The organism is Nocardioides turkmenicus, from assembly GCF_011045035.1.
GTDB classification, from domain to species: domain Bacteria; phylum Actinomycetota; class Actinomycetes; order Propionibacteriales; family Nocardioidaceae; genus Nocardioides; species Nocardioides turkmenicus.
Window position 1 is genome coordinate 1 of sequence record NZ_JAALAA010000010.1, and the last position, 23,992, is coordinate 23,992.

Annotated in this window: 22 protein-coding genes; 14 read left to right on the plus strand and 8 right to left on the minus strand. The window is 70.4% G+C overall.

All coding sequences use genetic code 11. The features are described 5' to 3' along the window. Window positions 1-100 precede the first annotated feature (100 nt). Together G5C66_RS13095 and G5C66_RS13100 are read left to right on the plus strand one after the other, a co-directional pair. A complete protein-coding gene (locus G5C66_RS13095; RefSeq protein WP_165111414.1) occupies window positions 101-931 on the plus strand; it encodes a hypothetical protein in 831 nt (276 codons plus the stop codon). Between the two features lie 50 nt (window positions 932-981). After that, a complete protein-coding gene (locus G5C66_RS13100) occupies window positions 982-1,194 on the plus strand; it encodes a hypothetical protein (RefSeq protein WP_165111415.1) in 213 nt (70 codons plus the stop codon). Here G5C66_RS13100 and G5C66_RS13105 read toward each other — a convergent pair. Further along, on the minus strand, window positions 1,191-2,426 hold the full coding sequence (locus G5C66_RS13105) for a PucR family transcriptional regulator (protein ID WP_165111416.1): 1,236 nt from the start codon (window positions 2,424-2,426) through the stop codon (window positions 1,191-1,193). The genes G5C66_RS13100 and G5C66_RS13105 overlap by 4 nt on opposite strands. A gap of 222 nt (window positions 2,427-2,648) precedes the next feature. Here G5C66_RS13105 and G5C66_RS13110 point away from each other — a divergent pair, with 222 nt between their 5' ends. Both G5C66_RS13110 and G5C66_RS13115 read left to right on the plus strand, forming a co-directional pair. Beyond that, window positions 2,649-4,970: a molybdopterin cofactor-binding domain-containing protein gene (locus tag G5C66_RS13110; RefSeq protein ID WP_165111417.1), complete on the plus strand. Its 2,322-nt coding sequence runs from the start codon at window positions 2,649-2,651 to the stop codon at window positions 4,968-4,970. Window positions 4,971-4,993: 23 nt separating this feature from the next. Then, window positions 4,994-5,485 (plus strand): (2Fe-2S)-binding protein, encoded by a 492-nt coding sequence (locus tag G5C66_RS13115; RefSeq protein WP_165111418.1) that lies wholly within the window; start codon window positions 4,994-4,996, stop codon window positions 5,483-5,485. Here G5C66_RS13115 and G5C66_RS13120 read toward each other — a convergent pair. After that, a complete protein-coding gene (locus G5C66_RS13120; protein ID WP_165111419.1) occupies window positions 5,482-5,787 on the minus strand; it encodes a thiamine-binding protein in 306 nt (101 codons plus the stop codon). The two genes, G5C66_RS13115 and G5C66_RS13120, sit on opposite strands and share 4 nt — an antisense overlap. An 88-nt stretch (window positions 5,788-5,875) precedes the next feature. Between G5C66_RS13120 and G5C66_RS13125 the strand changes: the two genes are divergently transcribed. From G5C66_RS13125 to G5C66_RS13135, 3 genes are all read left to right on the plus strand, one after another. After that, a complete protein-coding gene (locus G5C66_RS13125; protein ID WP_165111420.1) occupies window positions 5,876-6,103 on the plus strand; it encodes a hypothetical protein in 228 nt (75 codons plus the stop codon). Beyond that, window positions 6,100-6,786 (plus strand): hypothetical protein, encoded by a 687-nt coding sequence (locus tag G5C66_RS13130; RefSeq protein ID WP_165111421.1) that lies wholly within the window; start codon window positions 6,100-6,102, stop codon window positions 6,784-6,786. The genes G5C66_RS13125 and G5C66_RS13130 overlap by 4 nt, the downstream gene beginning before the upstream one ends. Window positions 6,787-6,909: 123 nt before the next feature. Continuing rightward, window positions 6,910-7,716: an endonuclease/exonuclease/phosphatase family protein gene (locus G5C66_RS13135; RefSeq protein WP_165111422.1), complete on the plus strand. Its 807-nt coding sequence runs from the start codon at window positions 6,910-6,912 to the stop codon at window positions 7,714-7,716. Window positions 7,717-7,738: 22 nt separating this feature from the next. On the opposite strand, the gene G5C66_RS13140 is transcribed toward G5C66_RS13135, so the two are convergent. Together G5C66_RS13140 and acnA are read right to left on the minus strand one after the other, a co-directional pair. Further along, on the minus strand, window positions 7,739-8,638 hold the full coding sequence (locus tag G5C66_RS13140; protein ID WP_165111423.1) for a phosphotransferase: 900 nt from the start codon (window positions 8,636-8,638) through the stop codon (window positions 7,739-7,741). Between the two features lie 103 nt (window positions 8,639-8,741). Continuing rightward, the gene (gene acnA / locus G5C66_RS13145) at window positions 8,742-11,432 is read right to left on the minus strand and encodes an aconitate hydratase AcnA (RefSeq protein WP_165111582.1); all 2,691 of its coding nucleotides are present in this window, start codon (window positions 11,430-11,432) and stop codon (window positions 8,742-8,744) included. Between the two features lie 285 nt (window positions 11,433-11,717). Here acnA and G5C66_RS13150 point away from each other — a divergent pair, with 285 nt between their 5' ends. Together G5C66_RS13150 and G5C66_RS13155 are read left to right on the plus strand one after the other, a co-directional pair. Further along, a complete protein-coding gene (locus G5C66_RS13150; protein WP_141804792.1) occupies window positions 11,718-12,089 on the plus strand; it encodes a hypothetical protein in 372 nt (123 codons plus the stop codon). Further along, window positions 12,076-12,489 (plus strand): hypothetical protein, encoded by a 414-nt coding sequence (locus G5C66_RS13155; RefSeq protein WP_165111424.1) that lies wholly within the window; start codon window positions 12,076-12,078, stop codon window positions 12,487-12,489. Before G5C66_RS13150 ends, G5C66_RS13155 begins: the two co-directional genes overlap by 14 nt. Window positions 12,490-12,495: 6 nt before the next feature. On the opposite strand, the gene G5C66_RS13160 is transcribed toward G5C66_RS13155, so the two are convergent. Together G5C66_RS13160 and G5C66_RS13165 are read right to left on the minus strand one after the other, a co-directional pair. After that, window positions 12,496-13,314 carry an arylamine N-acetyltransferase gene (locus G5C66_RS13160; protein ID WP_165111425.1) on the minus strand — a complete coding sequence of 273 codons (819 nt, stop codon included), beginning with the start codon at window positions 13,312-13,314 and terminating at the stop codon, window positions 12,496-12,498. Window positions 13,315-13,363: 49 nt separating this feature from the next. Then, window positions 13,364-14,773, minus strand: coding sequence for an aminotransferase-like domain-containing protein (locus G5C66_RS13165; RefSeq protein WP_165111426.1), 1,410 nt, complete (start codon window positions 14,771-14,773; stop codon window positions 13,364-13,366). A 70-nt stretch (window positions 14,774-14,843) separates the two neighbouring features. On the opposite strand from G5C66_RS13165, the gene G5C66_RS13170 reads away from it, so the two are divergent. Further along, window positions 14,844-15,794: a DMT family transporter gene (locus G5C66_RS13170; RefSeq protein ID WP_241248493.1), complete on the plus strand. Its 951-nt coding sequence runs from the start codon at window positions 14,844-14,846 to the stop codon at window positions 15,792-15,794. Here G5C66_RS13170 and G5C66_RS13175 read toward each other — a convergent pair. Together G5C66_RS13175 and G5C66_RS13180 are read right to left on the minus strand one after the other, a co-directional pair. After that, window positions 15,704-16,894 (minus strand): class I SAM-dependent RNA methyltransferase, encoded by a 1,191-nt coding sequence (locus tag G5C66_RS13175; RefSeq protein WP_165111428.1) that lies wholly within the window; start codon window positions 16,892-16,894, stop codon window positions 15,704-15,706. The genes G5C66_RS13170 and G5C66_RS13175 overlap by 91 nt on opposite strands. Then, window positions 16,891-18,906 (minus strand): amino acid permease, encoded by a 2,016-nt coding sequence (locus tag G5C66_RS13180; protein WP_165111429.1) that lies wholly within the window; start codon window positions 18,904-18,906, stop codon window positions 16,891-16,893. Before G5C66_RS13180 ends, G5C66_RS13175 begins: the two co-directional genes overlap by 4 nt. Before the next feature lie 26 nt (window positions 18,907-18,932). Between G5C66_RS13180 and G5C66_RS13185 the strand changes: the two genes are divergently transcribed. From G5C66_RS13185 to G5C66_RS13200, 4 genes are read left to right on the plus strand one after another with little or no spacing between them, the layout of a single operon-like run. Further along, window positions 18,933-19,595: an NAD-binding protein gene (locus tag G5C66_RS13185; RefSeq protein ID WP_165111430.1), complete on the plus strand. Its 663-nt coding sequence runs from the start codon at window positions 18,933-18,935 to the stop codon at window positions 19,593-19,595. After that, window positions 19,595-20,266 carry a potassium channel family protein gene (locus G5C66_RS13190; protein ID WP_165111431.1) on the plus strand — a complete coding sequence of 224 codons (672 nt, stop codon included), beginning with the start codon at window positions 19,595-19,597 and terminating at the stop codon, window positions 20,264-20,266. Before G5C66_RS13185 ends, G5C66_RS13190 begins: the two co-directional genes overlap by 1 nt. A 42-nt stretch (window positions 20,267-20,308) precedes the next feature. Next, on the plus strand, window positions 20,309-22,195 hold the full coding sequence (locus G5C66_RS13195) for an ABC transporter ATP-binding protein (protein ID WP_165111432.1): 1,887 nt from the start codon (window positions 20,309-20,311) through the stop codon (window positions 22,193-22,195). Beyond that, a complete protein-coding gene (locus tag G5C66_RS13200) occupies window positions 22,192-23,949 on the plus strand; it encodes an ABC transporter ATP-binding protein (RefSeq protein ID WP_165111433.1) in 1,758 nt (585 codons plus the stop codon). Before G5C66_RS13195 ends, G5C66_RS13200 begins: the two co-directional genes overlap by 4 nt. Window positions 23,950-23,992: the final 43 nt, after the last annotated feature.

The window sequence follows — 23,992 nt, forward strand, 5'->3', positions numbered from 1 at the left end:
CCTCCTCCCCTCCACCGCCGACCTGCCGAGCCTGCTCGAGGTGGTCGAGGAAGAACCGAAACACCAGCCGTAGGTGCCGCCGCGGGATACCCTCCCGCGCATGAACCATCGAACCCTCCTTCGCGTCGCGACGGCCATCGCCGTCGCAGCGCTGGCGACCTTGAGCCCCGCCTCAGGCTCACTGGCCGCCACGTCCGGGCCGAGCGTCCAGACCGTGGCGCGACCCACCTACCCCTTCACCCTCGCGTCCAGCTTCAAGGTCACCTACGAGGCCTATCTCGGCAGCGAGCTGGAGGACGGCGGTCGGCCGGCGTACGTCCAGATCCGGGTCTCGAAGACGCCCCTCACCTCGACGAGCCGGCGAGCATGGACCTACCCGTCACACCTGCAACGCGTCGGGCTGACCTCGACGTGGCGGACGGGTCAGGTCACGATCGGCGTCAACCAGGGTCAGGCATCGTGCGTCGGGGCCCGTGCCGTGGATGCCGCCGGACGCGTCGGGCCATGGAGCTACACGACCTGCATCGCTCGCTTCTTCGACGACAACCAGCTCGAGCGCAAGGGCACGGTCAAGACCGTCCGTGCGAAGAGGTTCTGGCACGGCGTTGCCTCGGAGATCGACGGCGGCGGCCAGCTGATCCTCCGCCATGTGCCCCGAGGGAGCGATGTCTGGGTGCTGGGGCGGCCGGCGCCGTACTCGACCACCGCCTACTGGGGATTCACGCCGCGGATCATCGGCATGAACTCGACAGGGACGAAGCAGATCGTCCTCGGCCGGGACGGCGGAGACAACGTGAACCACCGGAGCATGTGGAGGGCCTCCATGCGGACCCAGCGCCTGGGCCCGGTGTGGCTTCGCCGTGACCCCGACGGCACCTTCCCCATCGAGGGCATCGTCGTGATTCCGCCGTGGGCTCGATCCTCGGTCTGATGGCCGCGGGGGTGCTTGACGGAAGGCAAACCAAGGCAAAGACTGGCGTCATGGCAATGACCAAGAAGCAGAAGAAGGCGATCCTGACCACCGGCGCGCTGGTGGCTCAGGCGGCGGTCGCCCCGGTGATCCTGCGTGACCTGCAGAAGCGCTCCGACGACGAGATCCGGGGACCGCGGACGCTGTGGCGACTGTGGGGCAGCACCAACCTGCTCGGCGCGGCGGTCTACTGGTTCTACGGCCGCAAGACAGCCGCGGCCTAGGTCTTCGCACCATTCCGGGGCGCGGTGAGCAGCCGGATCGCGAAGATCAGCTCCTCCACGTCGGCGAACCGGCGCAGGTCGCAGCCGGTGCGCTCGGCGATGCGCTCGAGCCGATGGTAGGCGGTGTTGACGTGCACATGCAGGCGCTCGGCGGCGAGCTTGGCGTTGAGGTCGCAGGCGACGTACGCCAGCATGGTCTCGATCATCACGCTGTCACGCGCGAGGTCCTCCTCGACGAACTGGCGCAGCGCCGGGCGCACCAGACGGCGAGCCGTCGGATCCTCGCGTAGCACCAGGTAGTCGATCGTCGAGATCATCGACAGCGCCATCACCCCGGGATCCCCACCCAGGACGTCGCGAGCGATCGCTGCCTCCGAGTACGCGGCGGGCACGGCGCCGAAGCCGGTGTGCACGGTGCTGGCGCCCACGCCCAGCCCGAACCCCTCCCGGGTGAGGCGGCGGTGGATGCGGCGCAGATCAGGCACGATCGACCTGACGTCGTCGGTGGCGACCGGCAGGATCCCAACGAGCTGCTCCTGACGGATCACCATGACCCCCTCGCGCAACGGGCCCAGCTCGGTGCGCACGTGCCGCAGCGCCTCCCGCAGGCTTCGTCCCGGCGCCTGCGGCCGTCCGGGAACAGCGACCAGGACGATGATCCGGCCGTCGGGTTCGAGCCGGCACCTGCGGGCCACCTCCAGCATCGGCCCGGGCCGGACGCCGCGTCCGGCGAGCAGGTCCTCCACCAGATCTCGGCGGATCCGGTCGCCCTCGGCGAGCTCGACCTGATGGGCGGCGAGGTAGGCCTCAGCCGCGACCGTGCTGCCGACCTCGATCACCTGCATCACGTGCGAGGCCACCGGAAGCGCCGCGCGACTGGTCTCCGGGTCGGCGGCGGCGATCTCCACGATGCGCTCCCACAGCGCCACCTGTCCGATGCGGAAGGCCTGCAGGAAGTCGGCGAGCGCGACCCCCTGGCGGACCCGGCGAGTCGCCTGGTCCACGGTGAACTCGAAGTCCTCGCGTACGGCGGCGCGTCCCTCCTCCAGCGTGGTGAGCACCGCCAGGAACACCGCCTCCGCGTGGTCGCCGACCTCCTTGCGCAGCTCGGGGTCGGGGCTGGCGGCATAAGCCGGCACCTGGTCCCAGTTGTGCTTCAGGAACAGCTCCACTGTGTGCGGGAGGTCGTCCCTGATGCCCGCGACGATGCGTCGGATCGGCTCTGTGCTCATCGCGCTCCCTCGTGTCTCGCTGGCGGTTGCGGCATCAACCAACCAACGCACCAGTGTGGCGACAGTCACGCCTGGGCAGGTGTGTGATCCGTCTCCATCCGGGTTGTCGCGCCCTCACACATTTCCCGACGCGCCCTTCCCAACCGAGATCTGGCTGGTGAAGGGTGCTATGTGTCGGGGGTCACAAACTCGGAACCTGCTCACGCCAGGAGTGATTTGCACATGGGGACGCACAACCCGGATGGCCCGTCTCGGGTCTCCAGACGATCGTTCGTCGGATACGTCATCGGCAGCGCCACGCTGATCGCCGCCGCCGACCTGGGCCTGGCTCCCACTGCCGCCCACGCGGCACCGATCCCGTCGGCGCCGCAGGTACCCGAGGTCTACGACCTCAACGACTTCCTGACCCACTGCGCGGCGCCGACCTCCAACCTGATCGCGATCGAGGTCGACGACAAGGGGCACGCCCACTTCGCGCTGCCTCGGATGGAGGTCGGCCAGGGCATCACCACGGCCGTCTCCATGCTGATCGCCGATGAGCTCGACCTCCCGGTCGACCACGTGCACGTCACCCTGGCGCCGGCCCGGCCCGAGCTGCTCTTCAACCAGCTGACCGGCGGCTCCAACACGATCATCTCGATGTACACCCCGGTGCGCGTCGCCGCCGCCATCGCCCGCAAGGCGCTGCTCGAGGCCGCCGCGATCATGCTCGGCGGCACGGTGGCGCAGCTGGTCGCCAAGAGTGGCGTGATCAGTGCTCCGGACGGGACCTCGGTGACGTACGGCGAGGCGGCCGCCAAGGCAGCGAAGCCGACGACCGAGAAGGTCGAGGTCGAGCTGAAGCGGACCTCCGAGCACGGTGTCGTCGGCAAGCCCCACCGTCGTGTCGACGCCCGCGACGCCATCACCGGCAAGAAGAAGTTCGCGATGGACCTCGACATCCCCGGCGCGCTGCCCACGATGGTCTGCCGGGCGCCCGAGCTCAACGGCACCCCGGACGAGATCCGGAACAAGGCCGAGGTCGAGAAGATGCCGGGTGTCACCCACGTGGCGATCATCCCGACCGGCGTCGCGGTGCGGGCCAAGACCTTCGGGCAGTGCATCGACGCCGTACGCGCGCTGGACGTCACCTGGAACTCCGGCACCGTGACCACCATGTCGGCCGACGACGTCCGGGCCGAGCTCAAGGCCGGCCAGATCCCGCTGGCGGTGCCGAAGGTCGGCGCGGCCTCGGTCGACGGCGAGTTCACCTTCCACTTCCGCAGCGGCTCGGCCCTCGAGCCCAACTGCGCGGTCGCCGACGTACGTGACGACTCGGCGACCATCTGGGGCGGACTGAAGTCGCCGATCGACGCGCAGGGCCGGGTCGCGAAGGCGGTCGGCCTGAGCCAGGACAAGGTGACGGTCAACGTCGTCCAGGGCGGCGGGTCCTTCGGCCGCAAGCTGTTCAGCGACGCCGCGGTCGAGGCCGCGCACGCGTCCAAGGCGTTCGGCGTCCCGGTCAAGCTGATGTGGCACCGCGCCGACGAGCCGCGCCAGGGCCGGGTGCACCCGATGGCGGTCTCCCAGATCCGGGCGACCGTGCTGGCCGGGAGCGTGCTCACCTTCGAGCAGCGGCATGCCAGCGTGGCGTGCGACTTCACCCACGGTCTCGGGGAGCGGCTGACCGCCGAGGTGGCCGCGCTGCCGACCGGTCTGTCGAACCTGAGCTTCTCGGAGTCGATCTTCCTACTGACCCAGGAGCTGCCCTACAACTTCGGGGTCATCACTCAGCTGCTCAACGAGCCGAAGCCCGCGGTCGACCGGTTCAACACGAGCTCGGTGCGCAACATCTACTCCCCCGACGTGGCCACCGCCAGCGAGCTGATGGTCGACCAGCTCGCCAAGAAGCTGAAGCAGGACCCGGTCACCTTCCGGCGCAAATACCTCAAGAGCGACGTGGTCAAGCGGGTGCTCGACCGCGCCGCCGAGCTCGGCGACTGGGGTCGTACGATGCCCGCCGGCACGGCGCAGGGCATCGCCATCCACAAGGAGTACAAGGGCGCCACCGCCGTCCTCGTCGAGATCGACTGCCGTCCCGAGACGGTCAACCGCAAGGTGCGCGACGCGGTCACCGGACCCCGGGTCACCAAGGCCGTCGTGGTCGCCGACGTCGGCCTGGTCGTCAACCCCGCCGGTGTGAAGGCCCAGATGATGGGCGGTTTCTCGGACGGCATGTGCCAGGCGCTGACCTACAGCAACCACCTGGTCGACGGCCACTTCCTGGAGGCCAGCTGGGACAACTCGGCCTACACCCGGCAGTGGAACACGCCGTTCGAGTTCGAGTGCGAGGTGATCGAGTCGCACGGCGACCAGCCGGGCGGTGTCGGCGAGGCCGGCGTGGCCGCCTCCATGGCCGCCGTCGCCTGCGCGTACGCCCGCGCGACCGGTGAGATGCCCACGGAGTTCCCGATCAACTTCCGCGAGCCGCTCCACTTCGAGCCCAAGTCCTTCATCCCGTCCGTGCCCGAGTCGCCGACCGACGGCCTCGCCTACACGTTCTGAGCCAGAGAATCGAGCACAGTGCCATGCCTTCACACACCTTCCAGCTCAACGGCGAGACCGTCACCGTCGACGTCGAGAACGACGTACGCATCCTGTGGGTGCTGCGCGACATCCTCGGTGTCACCGGCCCGAAGTACGGCTGCGGCATCAACGTCTGCAAGGCCTGTACGTCGCACATCAACGGCAAAGCGTTCAACCCGTGCTCGGTGCGGGTCGCCGACATCGGCGCCGACGACGAGATCACCACCATCGAGGGTCTCGCCGACACGGCCCCGGGCGACGGCCTCCACCCGATGCAGGAGGCCTGGCTCGAGCACGACGTCGCCCAGTGCGGCTACTGCCAGCCCGGCCAGATCATGACCGCGGTCGCCCTCGTCAACAAGGTCCGCGAGGAGGGCCGAGCCATCACCGAGGCCGACCTCGACACGATCCGCAACGTCTGCCGCTGCGGCACCTACTCCCGGATCCGGGAAGCCATCAAGACCGGCCAGGAGGCGATGGCCCGCGGGCTCTAATCTCCGGAGAGCTCCTGCTCGATCCGCTCGACCTTCGCGGTGAGCTGGCCGGTGTAACCAGGCCGGATGTCGGCCTTGAGCACCAGCCCGACCCGCGGGGAGACGGCGGCGACCGCGTCGACGCACTGCTTGATGACACCCATGACCTCGTCCCACTCACCTTCCAGGTTGGTGAACATGGCATTGGTCTCGTTGGGCAGTCCGGACTCGCGGACGATGCGGACCGCCTCCGCGACGGACGCGGCGACCGAGCCGTCGGGGTCGTCGGTGGTCGTCGGGGCGATCGAGAAGGCGACAAGCATGTCGAAACAGTATCCAAACGCTTCGTCTGCTTGCTTATAGTGGCGCCGCCGGGGGCCGAAGGTGCCACAGCCGGCGAGAGAGGAACCGATGAGTGAGGGACTCGACCGGCTCGCTGCCACCCTGGGCGTGCCGGCCACGCGGCTCGCGCCGCTGGAGGCGTACGACGACCAGCAGCTGGACCGCTTCAACGATCTGGCCCGGGGAGCGATGACCGCGGAGGACAAGGCCTTCGACGCTTCGCTCGACGAGGCGCTGAAACTGGTGCCGAAGATGCTGCGCGGGGTCGTCCAGAAGATGCTCGGAGGCGCCCGATGACCGCCCTGACCAGCGCGCTGGAGATCACCAAGCTCGCCCACGAGATGCAGGTGGACGAGGCCGACCTCGCCTTCCTCGCCACCACCTCCCCCGACGACCTCCACGACCTGCGCGGGATCGTCTCCCACGCGATGTTCAGCCGCAACGAGTCGCGGGTGAAGGGGCTGGCCGCGGTCAGCAAGAAGCTCCCGGCGGCGGTCACCGCGAAGATCACCGAGATCGCGATGGGCCCGATGCTCAGCGCCCGCGTGGCCGCGGTGATGGACCCGGCCGACGCCGCGAAGCTGGCCGGCCACCTGAAGCCGGAGTTCCTCGCCGACCTCTCCGTCCACCTCGACCCCAGCCGGGTCGAGGCGATCATCGCCAGGCTCGACCGGAGCCTGGTGGTCGACGTCGGCCGCCGGCTCCTGGCCGCCGGTCACGTCCTCACCCTGGCCAGGTTCACCGGCGTCGTCGGTCCCGAGACCTCGCTCCAGGTGATGGACGGCGCCTCCGGTGACGAGATCCTCCGGGTAGCGCTCTTCCTCGACGACACCTCGGTGCTCGACCCGATCATCGCCGGGCTCTCCGACGAGACCCTGGCCGAGGTGGTCGCCGCCACCGCCGACCACGGCGAGGCGGCCGACGCGCTCCTGGCCACTCTCTCCGAGGACAGCCGCACCAGGATCGCCTCGCTGGCCTGAGATCGCGTGGGACGCGGACCCCGGTGACGGCACGGCGCCCGCCGGGGTTCGCTCACGTGAGCGTTGTCTGAACGACTCCCGCGTAGCCTTCCGGGCAGGCCGGAAGCCTGGTTTCGTCGGGCCGTGAAAACTCCACGCTCACTCGTCGTCCGTGCCCTCGCTGCACTCGCCATCGTCGCGCTCCCGGCGCTCTCGACGGCCGCTCCGGCCCAGGCCGCCACCTCCGGGCAGCCGACACAGGTCGGTGCGCCGTACTCCCTGCTGCAGATGAACCTCTGCCTCAGCGGGGGCGCCCGCTGCTACCCCGGCACCGAGTACCCGAAGATCCTCGACGAGGCCGTCGCGCGGATCCAGGAGAACGACGTCAACGCGGTGACCGTCAACGAGGCCTGCAGCGGCGACGTCGAGAAGATCGCCGAGCGCACCGGCTACCACATGCGGTTCGCGACCGTCCTGTACCCGACGGCTCCCTACCAGTGCAAGACGCCCGGTGGTCGCGGGGTCTTCGGCAACGCCGTGCTCACCAAGGACGCCATCATGCGCTCCGAGGACGGGGCGTACTCGCGCTGGAACGGCTCCGAGCAACGCCGCTGGCTCTGTGCGACGACCGCCCGCGGCGTGGACGTGTGCACCACCCATCTGTCCACCGACGGTGAGGCCGACCCGGCCTCCGCCAACAACCTCCAGTGCGGCGAGCTCCGCGCGGTGCTCGAGTCCCGGACGAACCCGACGATCTTCGGCGGCGACATGAACCGGCAGGCCTCCTGCGCCCCCGAGGGCTTCTGGACCCTGACCGACGACGACGCCGAGCAGCTGCCCGGCATCCAGCACATCTACGGGAACATCGGCGAGCCGACCCTCGAGATCGAGCGCGCGACCTACACCGACCACGACGTGATGATCGCTCGCACCGTGATCCCCAAGCCCTGATCGGCACCCTCCGAGACGGGCGTCAGCCGGCCGCCAGGATGCTCTCCAGGCGGGCCCGGCACTCGGCGACGAACGCCGGGAAGCTGTCCCAGTAGTACGAGACGCCGCTGACCCCGACGGCGACCGCCCAGGCCCGCGCCCGGGTCCAGGTGTCGTCGTCGAGGTCGAGCGCGTCCCAGTACGCCTCACGGGCCGTCTCCGGCAGGTCCCAGACCGTGGAGTGCTCGGCGTCGGGGACCCCGACGGAGAGGCCACCGAAGTCGATCAGGGCGTGCAGCCGCCCGTCGCGTACGAGCAGGTTCGTCGGCTTGAGGTCGCCGTGGAGCCAGCCGTGCGGCGCGGGCGACTCCGGCAGCTCGACGCCGGCGCGCCACATCCGCTCCAGGGCGTCGACGTCGAGCAGGTCCCCGGCCTTGTCGCGGCAGTCGGCCAGCGCCTCGGTGACCCAGGGGTCGCACGGCGCGAGCGGGCCGCCGCGGTACCAGTCCAGCGGAGCCTCGCGGGTGGCCCCCATCAGCCCGACACCGTGCAGCTCCCGCACCGCCGCCGCCAGGTCGGCACCGAAGAGCGCCCAGTCCTCGACCGTCCCGGGCCCGGCCTCGGCACCCTCGATCCAGCGGTAGACCGACCAGACGAGCGGGTAAGCCGCCGACGCCGTCCCGGCATGGACCGGCTCCGGGATCCGTGTGCTCAGCCGGTCCGCCAGCCGAGGGAGCCATTCCTGCTCCTTGCGCAGCGACCCGGCGTTGGCGGCGGTCCGGGGCAGGCGTACGAGAAGGTCCTCGCCGAGGCGGAACATCGTGTTGTCGGTGCCCTCTCCGGCAGGCTTCAGCGGGAGCTGGGCCCACTCGGGTCGCTGGTCCTCCAGCAGGGAGCGCACCAGCGCCTCGTCGACCGGGATCTCGTCCTCGTGAAGGGTCACCCGGCGGAGTATCGCAGGACCCGAACCTGCGGCGCCCGCCGTTTTCGCCCGGACGCGGAACGGCCCGCCACCCTCTCGGGTGACGGGCCGTTCGCCTCGCGGATCAGTTGTTGTTGACCAGGCTGCGCAGGACGTACTGCAGGATGCCGCCGTTGCGGTAGTAGTTGGCCTCACCGGGGGTGTCGATGCGGACGACCGCGTCGAACTCGACGCCGGTGTCGGTGGTGACATTGACCGTCTTCGGGGTGCGGCCCTCGTTGAGCTCGGTGATGCCGGTGATGGAGAAGGTCTCCTCACCGGTCAGGCCGAGGCTGTCGGCGTTCTGGCCCGCCGGGAACTGCAGCGGGATGACGCCCATACCGATCAGGTTGGAGCGGTGGATGCGCTCGAACGACTCGGTGATGACGGCCTTCACGCCCAGCAGCGAGGTGCCCTTGGCGGCCCAGTCGCGCGAGGAGCCGGAGCCGTACTCCTTGCCGCCGAGGACGACCAGCGGGGTGCCGGCCGCGGCGTAGTTCTGCGCGGCGTCGTAGACGAAGCTGACCGGAGCGTCGGGCTGGGTGAAGTCGCGGGTGTAGCCACCCTCGGTGCCCGGGGCGACCTGGTTCTTGATCCGGATGTTGGCGAAGGTGCCGCGGATCATGACCTCGTGGTTGCCTCGGCGCGAGCCGTAGGAGTTGAAGTCACGCTGCTCGACGCCGTGCTCGAGAAGGTACTTGCCGGCCGGCGAGTCCTTCTTGATGTTGCCCGCGGGGCTGATGTGGTCGGTGGTGACCGAGTCGCCCAGCTTCAGCAGGACGCGGGCACCCTCGATGTCGGTGACCGGCGCCGGGGTCTTGGCCATGCCCTCGAAGTAGGGAGCCTTGCGGACGTAGGTCGACTCCTCGTCCCAGGTGAAGGTGTCACCGGTCGGGGTCGGCAGGTTCTGCCAGCGCTCGTCGCCCGCGAACACGTCGGCGTAGTCCTTCGTGAACATGTCGGAGGAGATCGCGGTGGCGATGGTCTCCTCGACCTCGGCCGGGGTCGGCCAGATGTCCTTGAGGAAGACGTCGTTGCCGTCCTGGTCCTGGCCCAGCGGGTCCTCGAACAGGTTCATGTTCATGTTGCCGGCCAGGGCGTAGGCGATGACCAGCGGCGGCGACGCGAGGTAGTTCATCTTCACGTCGGGGTTGATGCGACCCTCGAAGTTGCGGTTGCCGGAGAGGACCGAGACGACGGCGAGGTCGTTGTCGTTCACCGCGGCGGAGACCTCGGGGATGATCGGGCCCGAGTTGCCGATGCAGGTCACGCAGCCGTAGCCGACGAGGTTGAAGCCGACCTTCTCCAGGTAGGGGGTGAGCCCGGCCTTGTCGTAGTAGTCGGTGACGACCTTGGAGCCCGGCGCCAGGGTGGTCTTGACCCACGGCTTGCGGGTCAGGCCCTTCTCGACGGCCTTCTTCGCCAGCAGCGCGGCGCCGATCATGACCGACGGGTTGGAGGTGTTGGTGCAGGAGGTGATCGAGGCGATCGTGACCGCGCCGTTCTCCAGCTCGAACTCGGTGCCGTCGGCCAGCTTGACCGGGATCTTCGCGTCGGTCGCCGAGGTGTAGCTCGGCAGGTGACCCTCGAAGGAGGTCTTGGCCTCGGTCAGCTCGACGCGGTCCTGCGGGCGCTTCGGACCGGCGATGCTCGGGACGACGGTGGAGAGGTCGAGCTCGAGCTTCTCGGAGTAGCGCGGCTCGGCGGCCGGGTCGTGCCAGAGACCCTGCTCCTTGGAGTACTTCTCCACCAGGGCCAGCTGCTCCTCGGAGCGGCCGGTGAGCCGGAGGTAGTTGATGGTCTCCTCGTCGACCGGGAAGATCGCGATGGTGGAGCCGAACTCCGGCGACATGTTGCCGATGGTGGCGCGGTTGGCCAGCGGCAGCGCGGTCACGCCGGCGCCGTAGAACTCGACGAACTTGCCGACGACGCCGTGCTTGCGCAGCATCTCGGTGATGGTGAGCACCAGGTCGGTGGCGGTCGAGCCCTCGGGCAGGTCGCCGTGGAGCTTGAAGCCGACCACGCGCGGGATCAGCATGGAGACCGGCTGGCCGAGCAGCGCGGCCTCGGCCTCGATGCCGCCGACGCCGAAGCCGAGGACGCCCAGGCCGTTGACCATGGTGGTGTGGGAGTCGGTGCCGACGCAGGTGTCGGGGTAGGCCTGCAGCTCGCCGTCGACCTCACGGGTGAAGACGGTGCGGGCCAGGTGCTCGATGTTGACCTGGTGGACGATGCCGGTGCCCGGGGGGACGACCTTGAAGTCCTCGAAGGCGGTCTGGCCCCAGCGCAGGAACTGGTAGCGCTCGCGGTTGCGCTCGTACTCGATCTCGACGTTGCGCTCGAAGGCCTCGGGCGTGCCGAAGACCTCGGCGATCACGGAGTGGTCGATGACCATCTCGGCCGGCGAGAGCGGGTTGATCTTGGTCGGGTCGCCGCCGAGCTCGGCCGCGGCCTCGCGCAGCGTGGCCAGGTCGACGATGCAGGGCACGCCGGTGAAGTCCTGCATGATCACGCGCGCCGGCGTGTACTGGATCTCCTTGTCGGGCTCGGCGGTCTCGTCCCAGCCCGCCAGCGCCTTGATGTCGTCGGCGGTGATGTTCGCGCCGTCCTCGGTGCGCAGGAGGTTCTCCAGCAGCACCTTCAGGGAGAAGGGCAGCGACGCGACGTCGAGGCCCTCACCCTTGACCGCATCCAGGCGGAAGATCTCGTAGGACTTACCGTCCACGTCCAGGGTGCTCTTGGCACCGAAGCTGTCCTTGCTGGCCAACGCGTTCATCTCCTTGCTCGCGTCCACAGTGACGTACGTTCTCAAGTCTTTGGAGCCCATCCTGCCCCGGCCACCCGCGCCGGGAAAACAAAGGCTCACCTAACCCTTTACGGCGGCTGCCCGCCCAATCTCTTGATATCAAGATACATGATGTCGAACGACAATTCGAATCACCCGGCGCGCCGTGTTGTGACCACCGCCGCTGACAGCGATCCTCGGATGCACCATGATGGGCCCGACCGGGCCACCCGTCGGGCCGCTACTCGACGGGCACGAAGTGATGCGAGGAGAGCCTTGAGCACCCTGATCGCCGTCGTGGCGCTGGTGATCGCCGTGGCCGCTGCCGCTGTCGCCTGGCGCCTGAGGCGCGCCAACAAGGCGCTGCGCGCCGAGACCATCGGCCTGCTGTGGCGGCTGGAGCAGGCCGACATCTCGGCCCCGCGCACCGCCTACGCCGAGCTCCCGCCCGAGGACCGGCTGCTCAGCATCCGCATCCTCAACCCGCTCGAGCTGGCCTCCGCCCAGACCAAGGCGGCCACGATGCTCCACAAGGTGCGTCCGGCGCTGCTCTCCAAGATGGTCTACGACCAGGCGGCCGAGTCGCTGCGCGAGCGGCTCGCCGACGAGGGCGTCGTGGCCGAGGTGAAGGTCCATGCTGGTCGCTAGCCTCGCGCTGCTCGGCGCTCTCGGCTCCGCCGTCGTGGTCGGCCTCGCCTTCGCGGAGCAGCGCCGCCTCGAGCAGGCCCTGGAGGACGTACGTCTCGGGGACCTGAAGGCGCGCACGTCCCGTGCCGAGGCCGAGCGTGCCGCCAACTGGCTCGGCCCGATCACCGATCCCTTCGCGGAGGCGACCCGGTCGGTGGCCGGCGCGCTGGCCCGGGTGGTTCCCTACTCCGGCCGCCGCGGCCCGCGTGTCCTCAACGCGATGCCGGCCACGACGACCGGTGAGCTGCTCGGCACCCTCGGCCCGCACCTCGACGAGGCCGTCCTGGACCGGCGCCAGCTCATCACCGACCTCTCCGACGACCCGACGATGGCGATGCAGATCGTCGTCGACGATCGGTAGCGAGGGTCAGTCGAGGGTCTCCAGGCGCCCGCGGAGGCGGGTGCGCTCGTCGTCGGTGAGCGGCACCTCGAGCTCCTCGACGTAGCCCATCACCTCGTCGAGCCCGATCTCGCGGTGCTCGGTCTCCTCACCCGGGCGGCGGATCGTGACGGTGTTGTGGGTGAGGCTGATGTGTCTGTCCGCGAGCAGCTTGGTCACGATCAGGCGGTGGCGGAAGTGCACCGTCGGGTGGGTGCTGGTGTAGTGGTGGCCGAGCGCGACGTCGCTGGGCACGACCAGCGCCTCGTCGTGGGTGTGCATCAACTCCCAGCCGTCGTCCTTGGCCCGCTCCAGCGCCCAGCCGTGCTCGCCCCAGCGCACCCGGTGGGCGATGCCGCCGACCTCGTCGACGGCACCGTCGACCATCGGGATCGGCCGCCACACGCTCAGCCCGAACCCGGGGTCGGCCAGCAGCCGCTCCCCGTCCAGGTCGACGACGACCACCAGATGCGTACGTCCGGCCGCGGTCGGGTCGGGGCCCACCCGAGCGAGCCGCCGGTCGACGGCGAAGCCGAGTCGGTCGAGCACCGCGCCGAGCAGCGTGCCGTGCTCGAAGCAGTAGCCGCCTCTCCCCCGGCCGACGAACTTCTTCTCCACCTCGTGCAGGTCGACGCCGGGGTGCTGGTCGAGCAGCACGTCGATGTTGTCGAAGGTGAAGGTGCGCAGGTGGGCGTCGTAGACCTCCTCGAGCGCCTCCCGCGACGGGCCGGGTGGCTCGGTCACCCCGATCCGCTCCAGATATGCCGTCAGGTCGAGTCGGTCGGTGCCCCACAGATCATCGCTCACGGCAGCATCTCAACGCCGATCCGCGCGACGCGCAACCGATATCGGCGCGTCAGCGCTGGGCGAGGATCGCGTCGCCGATCACCGAGGCGGCGTCGGTGAAACCGCCGGGGTTGGGGCCGGTGAAGTTGAGGCGGAGGTACGGACCCGCGGGTTCGGCGGAGAACCACTCGTCGCCGGCCGCCACATAGACGCCGGCGGCCTCGCAGTCACGGACCAGGCGATGGACGTCGATCCCGCCGGGCAGCCGTCCCCAGAGGTGGATCCCGCCGGGCGGAAGGGTGCCGATGTCCACTGCCGAGGCGTGCTCGGCGAGGCTCGCGGCGAGCAGGTCACGCCGTTCCCTCAGCGCCCGGCGCAGGCGGCGGAGGTGGGTCGACCAACCCGGGTCGCTGACGACATCGAGCGCAGTCGCCTGGAGGATCGCGCTGACATAGGCGGACTCGGCCGCTTGATCCGCCAGGATCCGTTCGCGCGCGGGACCGCGGGCGATCACAGCGGCGACGCGGACCGCCGGCGACATCGACTTGGTCAGGGAGCGTACGTAGACGACGTGCCCGTCGTGATCCTCGACCGCGACCGGCCGCGGCTCGGTGGTGATCGCCAGGTCGTGAGCCCAGTCGTCCTCGACCAGGAACGCGCCACGATCACGGACCACGTCGAGCACGGCACGCCCACGTTCGGGGCTCCACTGGGCACCGGTGGGGTTGGCGTAGTTCGGCTGGGCGTAGAACGCGCGGGCGCCGGTCTCGCGGAAGGTCCGGTCGAGCTCGTCGGGGTCGGGACCGTCGGCGTCGCCGCGCACCGGGACGAGACGTACGCCCGCCAGGTGGGCGGAGTGGATCGCGCCCCAGTAGGTCGGCGACTCGATCAGCAGGGCGCCGCCCGGCGGCACCAATGCGCGGGTGATCGAGGTCAGCGCGCTCTGGCTGCCCGGAGTGATCACGACGTCCGAGAAGGCCGGAGCGGCGGTGCCCGCCGGGGTCAGCGCCGCGAGCTCGGTCGCGAACCAGGCCCTCAGCTCCGGCAGCCCCGCAGTGGGCGGCCGCGCGGTGGCCGCGGCGCTGCGCGCGGCCCGCCCGAGCGCCGCACGCACGAGGCGCTCGGGGAGCAGACCGGGCTCGGGATAGCCGCCGTGTAGCGCGTGCGCCTCAGGCGGAGCGGTCCGCAGCGGCTGGCTGCTCCTCGGCAGCGTGAACCGGGGCGTACGCAGCGCCGCGCTCTGCCAGCCGTAGTCGACCGAGCGCACGACGCGCTCGGCGCGGGCGAAGGTGCCGACCCCGGGCCGGGACTCGGTCAGGCCCTCGGCCGCCAGGCGGCGCAGCGCCTTCTGCACCGTCACCGGGCTGGCGGCGTACCGGGCAACCAGCTCGCGCGAGGACGGAAGCCGGGCACCGGGCGCGGCGGCCGAGATCCACCGGCGCAGGTCATCGACGATCCTGCCGGTGCTATCGTTTGACATGACAATGAATAGTAGCGCTACTGTCCTTCGTAGCGCTCCGCTACCGAACGCCACCGGCGGACCGAGCGGCTTGGCCTGGGGCTTCGTCGGCATCGTCGCGTTCTCGCTGACCGTGCCGATGACCCGGATCGCCGTCGGCGGCCTCTCCCCGCTGTTCATCGGCACGGGCCGTGCGGTCGTCGCGGCCCTCCTCGCCGCGCTCGTCCTCACCCTCACCCGCCAACCGCTCCCCGCCCGGCCGGCGGTGTGGGCACGGCTGGCGGTGGTCGCGGGCGGGGTGGTCGTGGGCTTCCCGGTCCTGACCTCGTACGCCCTCGGGACGGTCCCGGCAGCCCATGGTGCGGTGGTGATCGCGGTGCTCCCGGCGGTCACCGCGGTCGCGGTCGTGCTGCGAACGGCGGAGCGGCCCTCGTACGCATTCTGGTTCTTCTCCGTCATCGGGGCCGCCGTGGTCGTCGCGTTCGTCGCCGTGCAGGGCGGCGGACTCGGACAGATCCACATGGCCGACCTGCTGCTGATCGGCGCAGTGCTGGCCTGCGCGCTGGGCTACATGGAGGGCGGGCTCCTCTCGCGAGAGCTCGGCTCGTGGCAGACGATCAGCTGGGCACTCGTGCTCACCTCGCCGCTGATGGTCGTCCTCGCCGTCGTGGCGCTGGTCCAGGAGCCTCCCTCAGCGACCCCGGGCCAGATCGCGGCCTTCGGCTACCTGGCGGTGGTGAGCATGTTCCTGGGCTTCTTCGCCTGGTACCGCGGCCTCGCGATCGGTCCGATGACCACCGTCTCCCAGATCCAGCTCCTCCAGCCGGTGCTCACGATCAGCTGGGCCGCCCTGCTCCTCGGTGAGCACGTCGGGACCGCGACCATCGTCGGCGCGGTCGCCGTCATCTTCTGTGCGGCCGGCGCCGTCCGCTCTCGAGACGCTCGGCGGCTTCAGGCCCCAGAGCCCTCCAGCAAGGCGACAGCCTCCACGTGGTGGGTCATCGGGAACAGGTCGAAGGCGCGCAGCGTACGCAGCCGGTAGCCGTGCTCGGCGAAGATCGCGACATCGCGGGCCAGGGCAGCCGGGTCGCAGGCGACGTACGCGACCTTCTGCGGCGAACGCGCGACGACGGCCTCGACGACCGCCCGGCGCGCACCCTCGCGGGGCGGGTCGAGGACGACGAGGTCGAACGGACCCTCTTCGAGGCCGCCGAGCACGGTGGCGACGTCGCCGGCGGTGACCTCGGCCGCGGGAACGTTGCCGACCGAGAGCGCGGAGGCGGTCTGGTCGCCCTCGACCGCCACGACACGTCCGGTCGGTCCGACGGCGTCGGCGAGGAACGCGGAGAAGAGGCCGACACCGGCGTAGAGGTCCAGGACGGTCTGGCCCGGCGCGGGTGCCAACACGGACAGCACCGCGGAGACGAGCGTCGCGGGCGCACCCGGGTGGACCTGCCAGAAGCCGTCGGCGGCGACCTCGAAAGAGTGCGTCGCGTCCCCGATCTCGACCGTCTCCACGACCGTCCCCGCACCCGGTTCTCGGGCGCCGTCGGTCGCGATCAGGCAGTCGTCGACCGGGATCACGTCGTGGGAGCGATAGCGCCGCATCCCGCGGCCACCACCCGGCGCGGTGGCGTAGCGCTGACGGGTGCGCCACCGCAGCCCGTCGACGTCGCCGGGCACCGCCTCGACGACCAGGTCGGCGACGAGCGGGTCCTCGGCGGACAGGCCGCCCAGCCGCACCAGCTGCTCGCGCAGCACCGTCGCCTTCAGGTCCCGCTGGGCGGGCAGCGAGACGTGCTGAAAGTCGCAGCCGCCGCAGAGCCCGGGGCCGGCGTAGGGGCAGGGCGGAACGACCCGTTCCGGCGCGACCGAGAGAACCGAGACGGCGTCGCCGCGCCAGAACCGGTCACCGGCGGTTCCCTCGGTGATCTCGACGACCACCTGCTCACCGGGGAGGGCGTGGCGTACGAAGACGACGCGGGAGTCCTCCCCGATCGGCACCCGGGCGACGAAGTGACCGCCATGGGCGACCGGGCCGACCTCGATCTCGAACCGCCGGCCGACGTACGACTCGCCCTTCGACGCCTTCGGGCGCGCCCGCCGCCCACGCGACGGCGCCGGGCGTCGGGACCGGCTCATCGCCGGCCGCTTCCGCGGCGCAGGCCCGGCGCGAGCCAGTACTCCTCGCGCATCTCCTCGGCGCGCTCCTTGCCGGAGGCGAGCTGGTAGGGCACCGAGATGACCATGACGCCCGGGGTGAACAGCAGGCGGCCCTTGAGCCGCAGCGCGGTCTGGTTGTGCAGGAACTGCTCCCACCAGCGGCCGACGACGTACTCGGGGATGTAGACGGCCACGACGCCGCGCGGGTTGGCGTCACGGATCGCCGAGGCGTACTCGACGACCGGGCGGATGAGCTCGCGGTAGGGAGAGTGGAGCACCTTCAACGGCATCGGCAGGTTGCGCTCGTCCCACTGCTTGAGCAGCTCGGCGGTGTCGGAGTCGGTGGTCGAGACGGTCACGGCCTCGAGCGCGTTGGGGCGCGACGCCTGGGCGAAGGCCAGCGCCCGCAGGGTCGGCTTGTGGAGCTTGGAGACCAGGACGATCGCGTGGACCCGGGTCGGCATGACCTTGTCGGACTCGTCGGCAGCCAGCTCGCGGGCGACGTTGTCGTAGTGACGCCGGATGCCGAGCATGACCACGAAGAAGAAGCCCATGGCCAGGATCGTGATCCAGGCACCGGCGAGGAACTTGGTGATCAGCACGATCACCAGCACCACCGAGGTCATCCCGAGGCCGAAGGTGTTGATCGCCCGCGACCGCTGCATCCGGCGCCGCTCGGCCGGGTCGCGCTCGGTGGCGAGGTGGCGGGTCCAGTGGCGGATCATGCCCAGCTGGCTCAGGTTGAATGAGACGAAGACGCCGACGATGTAGAGCTGGATCAGCTTGGTGGTCTGCGCCTCGAAGATGACGATCAGGGCGATCGCCAGCACGGCCAGGAAGACGATGCCGTTGCTGTAGGCGAGCCGGTCACCGCGCGCGCCCAGGGCCCGCGGCGCGAAGCCGTCCTTGGCCAGGATCGAGCCGAGCACTGGGAAGCCGTTGAACGCGGTGTTGGCCGCCAGGACCAGGATGATGCCGGTGACGGTGATGACGAAGTAGAACCCCGGCGGGAAGTCGTTGAAGACGCCGGCGGCGATCTGGGAGATCACCGGGTGCTGCTCGTAGCCGTCGGGGACCGCGTCGCCGGCGGCGGTGCGGAGCTGGTCGAGCTTGTGCGGGTCGACGTAGCGGATGCTCATCTGCTTGGCCAGCACGATGATGCTCATCATCATCGAGACCGCGATCAGCGCGAGCAGCAGCAGCGTGGTGGCGGCGTTCTTGCTCTTGGGCCGCTGGAAGGCGGGTACGCCGTTGGAGATCGCCTCCACACCGGTCAGCGCCGCACAGCCCGACGAGAACGCCCGGGCGAGCAGGAAGACCAGCGCCACCTGGTTGAGCGTTCCCTCCCAGCCCTCCTCGGGCCGGATCTCGAGGTGGGCGCTCTCGGCCTGCGGCAGGTTGCCGCTCAGCAGCAGCACCAGGCCGTAGAGGCCCATCCCGAGGATCGCGACCATGAACAGATAGGTCGGGATCGCGAAGAAGGTGCCGGACTCGCGCACGCCGCGCAGGTTCATGGCGGTCAGCAGCACGACCGCGATCGAGGCGACCAGCACCTCGTGGCCGATCAGGCTGGGGATGGCGCTGGCGGCGTACTGGGCGGCGTTGGAGATCGAGACCGCCACCGTCAGCACGTAGTCGACGAGGAGCGCGCTGGCCACGGTCACGCCGGCCCGGCGGCCCAGGTTGACGGTCGCGACCTCGTAGTCGCCGCCGCCGCTCGGGTAGGCGTGTACCGTCTGCCGGTAGGAGGCGACCACTGTCAACATCACCAGCGCGACCGCGAGACCGATCTTCCAGGACCAGACGTACGCCGAGGCCCCGGCCACCGCGAGCATGATGAAGACCTCGTCGGGAGCGTAGGCGACCGAGGAGAGCGCATCGCTCGCGAAAACGGGCAGCGCGATCCGCTTCGGCAGCAGCGTCTCCCCCAGCTGTGAGCTGCGGAGCTTGCGGCCGATCAGAATCCTCTTGGAGACGTCGCCTACACCCACAGGTGGTGAGGCTATACGGTGGCGGAGTGCATGTAGTGATCATGGGCTGCGGCCGCGTCGGCTCGACCCTGGCGAGGAGTCTCGAGGACCGCAACCACACGGTCTCGGTCATCGACCAGAACTCGGACGCCTTCCGGCGGCTCGGACCTGGGTTCAACGGTGACAAGGTCGCCGGGATGGGCTTCGACCGCGAGGTGCTGCTGAAGGCCGGCATCAAGCGGGCCGAGGCGTTCGCCGCCGTCTCCAGCGGCGACAACTCCAACATCATCTCCGCACGCGTCGCGCGCGAGGAGTTCGGCATCCAGCAGGTCGTGGCCCGCATCTACGACCCCGGTCGCGCCGAGGTCTACCAGCGCCTCGGGATCAGCACCGTGGCGACCGTGAAGTGGACCGCCGACCAGGTGCTCCGCCGGCTCCTCCCTGCCGGGACCGAGCCCGACTTCCGCGACATGTCGGGCAACATCCGCATCGACCAGGTGATCATGCCCGAGTCCTGGGTCGGCGAGCGGACCATCAAGTTCCAGCGCCAGTCCGGTTCGCGGATCGCGTGGATCGACCGGCTCGGCGAGGGCGTCCTCCCGGTCCGCGAGAGCGTGATCCAGGAGGGCGACGTGCTCCACATCGTGATGCGCGAGGAGAACACCGCGCAGGTCTACAAGACGATCAAGAACGGCCCCGAGGAAGACTGATGCGAGTAGCGATTGCCGGGGCTGGGGCCGTGGGAAGGTCCATCGCCCGTGAGCTGATCACCAACGGCCACGAGGTGCTCCTCATCGACAAGAACCCGAGCGCGATCAAGCCCGAGCGGGTGGCCGACGCGGAGTGGCTGCTCGCCGACGCGTGCGAGCTCTCCTCGCTCGAGGAGGCCCGGCTCGACAACTGCGACGTGGTCATCGCCGCGACCGGTGACGACAAGGCCAACCTGGTCTGCTCGCTGCTGGCCAAGACCGAGTTCGGCGTGCCCCGCACAGTGGGCCGGGTCAACCACCCCAACAACGAGTGGCTCTTCACCGAGGCCTGGGGTGTCGACGTCAACGTCTCCACCCCTCGGATCATGTCCGCGCTCGTCGAGGAGGCCGTCACCGTCGGCGACCTGGTGCGGCTGTTCACCTTCCGGCAGGGGCAGGCCAACCTGGTCGAGATCACCCTGCCCGCCGACTCCCCCTACGTCGGCAAGCCCACCGGACTGGTGCCGTTCCCGGAGAACTGCGCGTTGGTCACGCTGCTGCGTGACGGTCAGGTCTACGTACCCACTCCCGAGCAGCCTCTCGAGCAGGGCGACGAGCTCCTCTTCGTCGTGCCCACCGAGAAGGAGGACGAGCTCGAGCGTCTCCTCGCCCCGACCGGTCACGGCGGCTAGATCCCGTACGCAGCAAACCCTCGATCTCGGCAGGACCCTGATTTGCCCGCTTCTCCCCTCCGCCAGACGCTTCGTCCTGTCCGGGGAAGGCTGGTCGGCAGCCTGCTGCTGATGGTCGTCTCGACGGTCGCCGGGCTGGTGCCGCTGGTCGGCATCGTCGAATTGGCCCGGATCCTGCTGCCCTCCGATGTGTCGGTGGACGCCGACCGCGCCTGGGCCGTGGTCTGGGTCAGCGTGGGCGCGCTGCTGGTGCGCCTGGCGACGGTGCTCGGCTCCTCGTGGCTCTCCCACGTCGCCGATCTCGACCTCTCCATCCACCTGCGCCGGCTGCTGGTCGCCCGGCTGGGCCGGGTGCCGCTGGCGTGGTTCACCGAGCGCAACTCCGGCACCGTGAAGAAGGCGGTGCAGGACGACGTCGCCGCGCTGCACCATCTGGTGGCCCACTCGGTCATGGAGCTGACCGCGGCCATCACGCTGCCCACGGTCGTCGCCGTCTATCTCTTCGTGGTGTCTCCGCCGCTCGCGCTGGTGACGCTCGTCCCGCTCGCGCTCGGACTCGTCGGGTTCCGGATCTCGATGCGCGGCGCGGGAGCGCTCTACCGCGACTACGACGCCGGGCTGGCCGAGCTCGCCGCCGCGACGGTCGAGAACACCGGCGGGATCGCGGAGATCAAGACGTTCGGCGCCACCGGGCAGGCTCACCGACGGCTGGCCGAGGTGGCGACCCGGTTCGGTGGGTTCAACCGGGCCTGGATGCGCCACTCGGCCCTCGGGATGCTGCTGATGGAGCTCGCGCTGACGCCGGCGCTGACCCTGGTGCTCGTGCTCGGAGCCGGGGTCTGGATGCTGCGCGCGTCGTGGATCACCGGGCCGGACCTGGTGCCGTTCCTGGTGCTCGGGCTGGCGATGACCGCGCCGGTCACCGTCGCCGGCTACGCCGCCCGCGAGCTGCGCGAGGCGACCGAGGCGGCCCGGCGCATCCAGCGGCTGCTGGCCGAGCCGGAGCTGCCGGAGCCTTCTGCCCCGGCGTCGCTCCCGGCCTCTTCCCGCGTCGAGATCCAGGACGTCTCCTTCGCATACTCCCCCGGCGCGCCGCCGGTGCTCCACGACATCGACCTGGTGCTCGAGCCGGGCACCGTGACCGCGCTCGTGGGCCACTCCGGCTCGGGCAAGTCGACGCTGGCCAAGCTGCTGCCCCGCTTCGCCGACCCCACCGCGGGTCGGATCACCATCGCCGGGGTCGACCTTCGCGAGATGACGAGCGCTCAGCTCTACGAGCAGGTCTCCTTCGTCTTCCAGGACACCGGGCTGCTGCGTACCTCGATCCGGGACAACATCCGGCTCGCCCACCCCGAAGCCCCCGACGAGGACGTACGCCGCGCCGCCGGGGCCGCTCAGATCGCCGACCGCATCGCCGAGCTCCCCCGGGGCTACGACTCGGTGGTCGGCGAGGACGGCCAGCTCTCCGGCGGCGAGCGGCAGCGGGTCGCGATCGCCCGTGCTCTCCTCTCCGACACCCCGATCCTGGTGCTCGACGAGGCCACTGCGGCCGCGGACCCGGAGTCGGAGGCGCTCGTCCAGCGGGCGCTGTCCCGCCTCGTCGCCGGACGTACGCTGCTGGTGATCGCCCACCGCCTCTCCACGGTCACCGGGGCCGACCAGATCGTCGTCCTCGACGAGGGCCGGGTCGCCGAGCGCGGCACCCACGAGGAGCTCCTCGCCCGAGGTGGGCGCTACGCCCGGCTCTGGGCCGCGGACCAGCGTGCCCACCCGGCCCCCGTCGGTCGAGCCGCGAGGCCGCCTGCGGCCGAGCGTGTCGAGACCAACACAGTCCCATCGAGCGCGACAAGGGACTGTGTTGGTCTCGACACGCCTCCGCCTAGCGGCTCCGGCGGCTCGACCGACGGCGGCAACGAGGAGTGTGCATGATCACGATCGTCCGTCTGCTGGCCGCGCTGGTCGACCGCCCGCATCGGCGCCAGCTCGCCCGCGTGGTCGCGATGTTCGTCGCGACCGGGGTGCTCCAGGGTCTCGCCTTCGCCTGCGTGGTTCCGGTCCTGGACGCCGCGCTGCGCCAGGACTGGGAGGCTGCGACGACCTGGCTCGCCGTGCTCGCCGGCCTCTTCGTGGTCCATCACGTGGCCCTGACGGTCGGCAACCTGGACGGCTACGACATGGCCTGCGACCTGCTCGACATCACCCTGGCCCGGCTCGGCGACCACACGGTGCGGCTGCCGCTGGGCTGGTACGCCCAGGACCGCACGGGGCAGCTCTCCCGGATGGCGTCGAAGGGCGCGACCGACATCGCCTCGGTGCCGGGGCATCTGCTGCGGCCGCTGATCGCCGCCGTGGTCAGCCCGGTCACCGTGGTCGTCGCGATGGCGTTCCTGGAGTGGCGGCTCGCGCTCGCGCTCCTCGTCGGCGTCGTCGCGGTGCTGGCCACCACCCGGCTCCTGGCCGTGATCGTCGGACGCGGCGAGGGCGCCTACGACGCCGCGATGGCGGAGGGCTCCGCGCGCGTGGTCGAGTTCGCGCTCAACCAGCCCGCACTGCGGGTCTTCGGCCGCACCGTCCACGGCAACGAGCTGGTCGAGACCGCGCTGCGGGAGCAGAAGCGCGCGTCGCGGCGGCTGCTGGTCACCGGCTTCGGCGGCCTGGGGATCCAGCTGCTCTCCATCCAGGCGCTGCTCACCCTGGTCATCGCGCTCGCCGTCCACCTCAGCCTCGGCGGCACGCTGACGCCGGCCACCGCGATCGGCCTCCTCGTCCTCACCGTGCGGTTCGTGGAGTCGCTGATCGACTACGGCGAGCTCTCCAGCGCGCTGCGGATCGCCGAGGGTTCGTTGCGACGTGTCCTCGACGTCCTCCGGGTCGAGCCGCTCCCCGAACCGGCCACGCCCGGTGAGCCGGCCGACAGCAGCATCGAGCTGCGCGAGATGGCCTTCTCCTACGACGCCCGCTCCGACGAACACAGCGCCCGGGTCCTCGACGACGTCTCGCTCACCGCGCCGCCGCGCTCGCTGACCGCCGTGGTCGGGCCGTCCGGCTCCGGGAAGAGCACCCTGCTGCGTCTGGTCGCCCGGTTCCACGACGTGACGGCGGGCTCGGTGATGCTGGGTGGGGTCGACGTACGCGATCTGGGGACCGAGGCGCTGATGCAGCGCGTCTCGATCGTCTTCCAGGACGTCTACCTCTTCGAGGGCACCCTGCGCGACAACGTGATGATGTCGCGGCCCGACGCCACCGACGAGGAGCTGTACGAGGCCGCGCGGCTGGCGAGGGTCGACGACATCGTCGAGCGGCTCCCCCACGGCTGGCAGACCCGGATCGGTGAGGCCGGCTCCACGCTCTCCGGCGGGGAGAAGCAGCGGGTCTCGATCGCCCGGGCGCTGCTGAAGGACGCCCCGGTCGTCCTCCTCGACGAGGCGACCGCCGCCCTCGACGCCGAGAACGAGGCCGCGGTCCAGGAGGCGCTGACCGCGCTCTCCGCCGACCGTACGGTCATCGTCATCGCCCACCGGCTGCAGACCGTCGTCGCCGCCGACCAGATCGTGGTCCTCGACGGCGGCCGGATCGTCGAGCGCGGCTCCCATACCGAGCTCCTGGCCCACGGCGGCCGCTACCTCGACTTCTGGCGCGAGCGCACCCAGGCCGAGGGCTGGCGACTGCTACCGGAGAGCTGACCGCCGGGGTCGTCCAGGAGGCCGACCCCGGCGGCAGGGCGCG

Excerpts from the sequence above, each read along its gene's own strand:
- G5C66_RS13095 (WP_165111414.1), top strand. The coding sequence starts at position 101 with ATGAACCATCGAACCCTCCTTCGCGTCGCGACGGCCATCGCCGTCGCA.
- G5C66_RS13100 (WP_165111415.1), top strand. The coding sequence starts at position 982 with ATGGCAATGACCAAGAAGCAGAAGAAGGCGATCCTGACCACCGGCGCG.
- G5C66_RS13105 (WP_165111416.1), bottom strand. The coding sequence starts at position 2,426 with ATGAGCACAGAGCCGATCCGACGCATCGTCGCGGGCATCAGGGACGAC.
- G5C66_RS13110 (WP_165111417.1), top strand. The coding sequence starts at position 2,649 with ATGGGGACGCACAACCCGGATGGCCCGTCTCGGGTCTCCAGACGATCG.
- G5C66_RS13115 (WP_165111418.1), top strand. The coding sequence starts at position 4,994 with ATGCCTTCACACACCTTCCAGCTCAACGGCGAGACCGTCACCGTCGAC.
- G5C66_RS13120 (WP_165111419.1), bottom strand. The coding sequence starts at position 5,787 with ATGCTTGTCGCCTTCTCGATCGCCCCGACGACCACCGACGACCCCGAC.
- G5C66_RS13125 (WP_165111420.1), top strand. The coding sequence starts at position 5,876 with ATGAGTGAGGGACTCGACCGGCTCGCTGCCACCCTGGGCGTGCCGGCC.
- G5C66_RS13130 (WP_165111421.1), top strand. The coding sequence starts at position 6,100 with ATGACCGCCCTGACCAGCGCGCTGGAGATCACCAAGCTCGCCCACGAG.
- acnA (WP_165111582.1), bottom strand. The coding sequence starts at position 11,432 with ATGAACGCGTTGGCCAGCAAGGACAGCTTCGGTGCCAAGAGCACCCTG.
- G5C66_RS13155 (WP_165111424.1), top strand. The coding sequence starts at position 12,076 with ATGCTGGTCGCTAGCCTCGCGCTGCTCGGCGCTCTCGGCTCCGCCGTC.
- G5C66_RS13165 (WP_165111426.1), bottom strand. The coding sequence starts at position 14,773 with ATGTCAAACGATAGCACCGGCAGGATCGTCGATGACCTGCGCCGGTGG.
- G5C66_RS13175 (WP_165111428.1), bottom strand. The coding sequence starts at position 16,894 with ATGAGCCGGTCCCGACGCCCGGCGCCGTCGCGTGGGCGGCGGGCGCGC.
- G5C66_RS13190 (WP_165111431.1), top strand. The coding sequence starts at position 19,595 with ATGCGAGTAGCGATTGCCGGGGCTGGGGCCGTGGGAAGGTCCATCGCC.
- G5C66_RS13200 (WP_165111433.1), top strand. The coding sequence starts at position 22,192 with ATGATCACGATCGTCCGTCTGCTGGCCGCGCTGGTCGACCGCCCGCAT.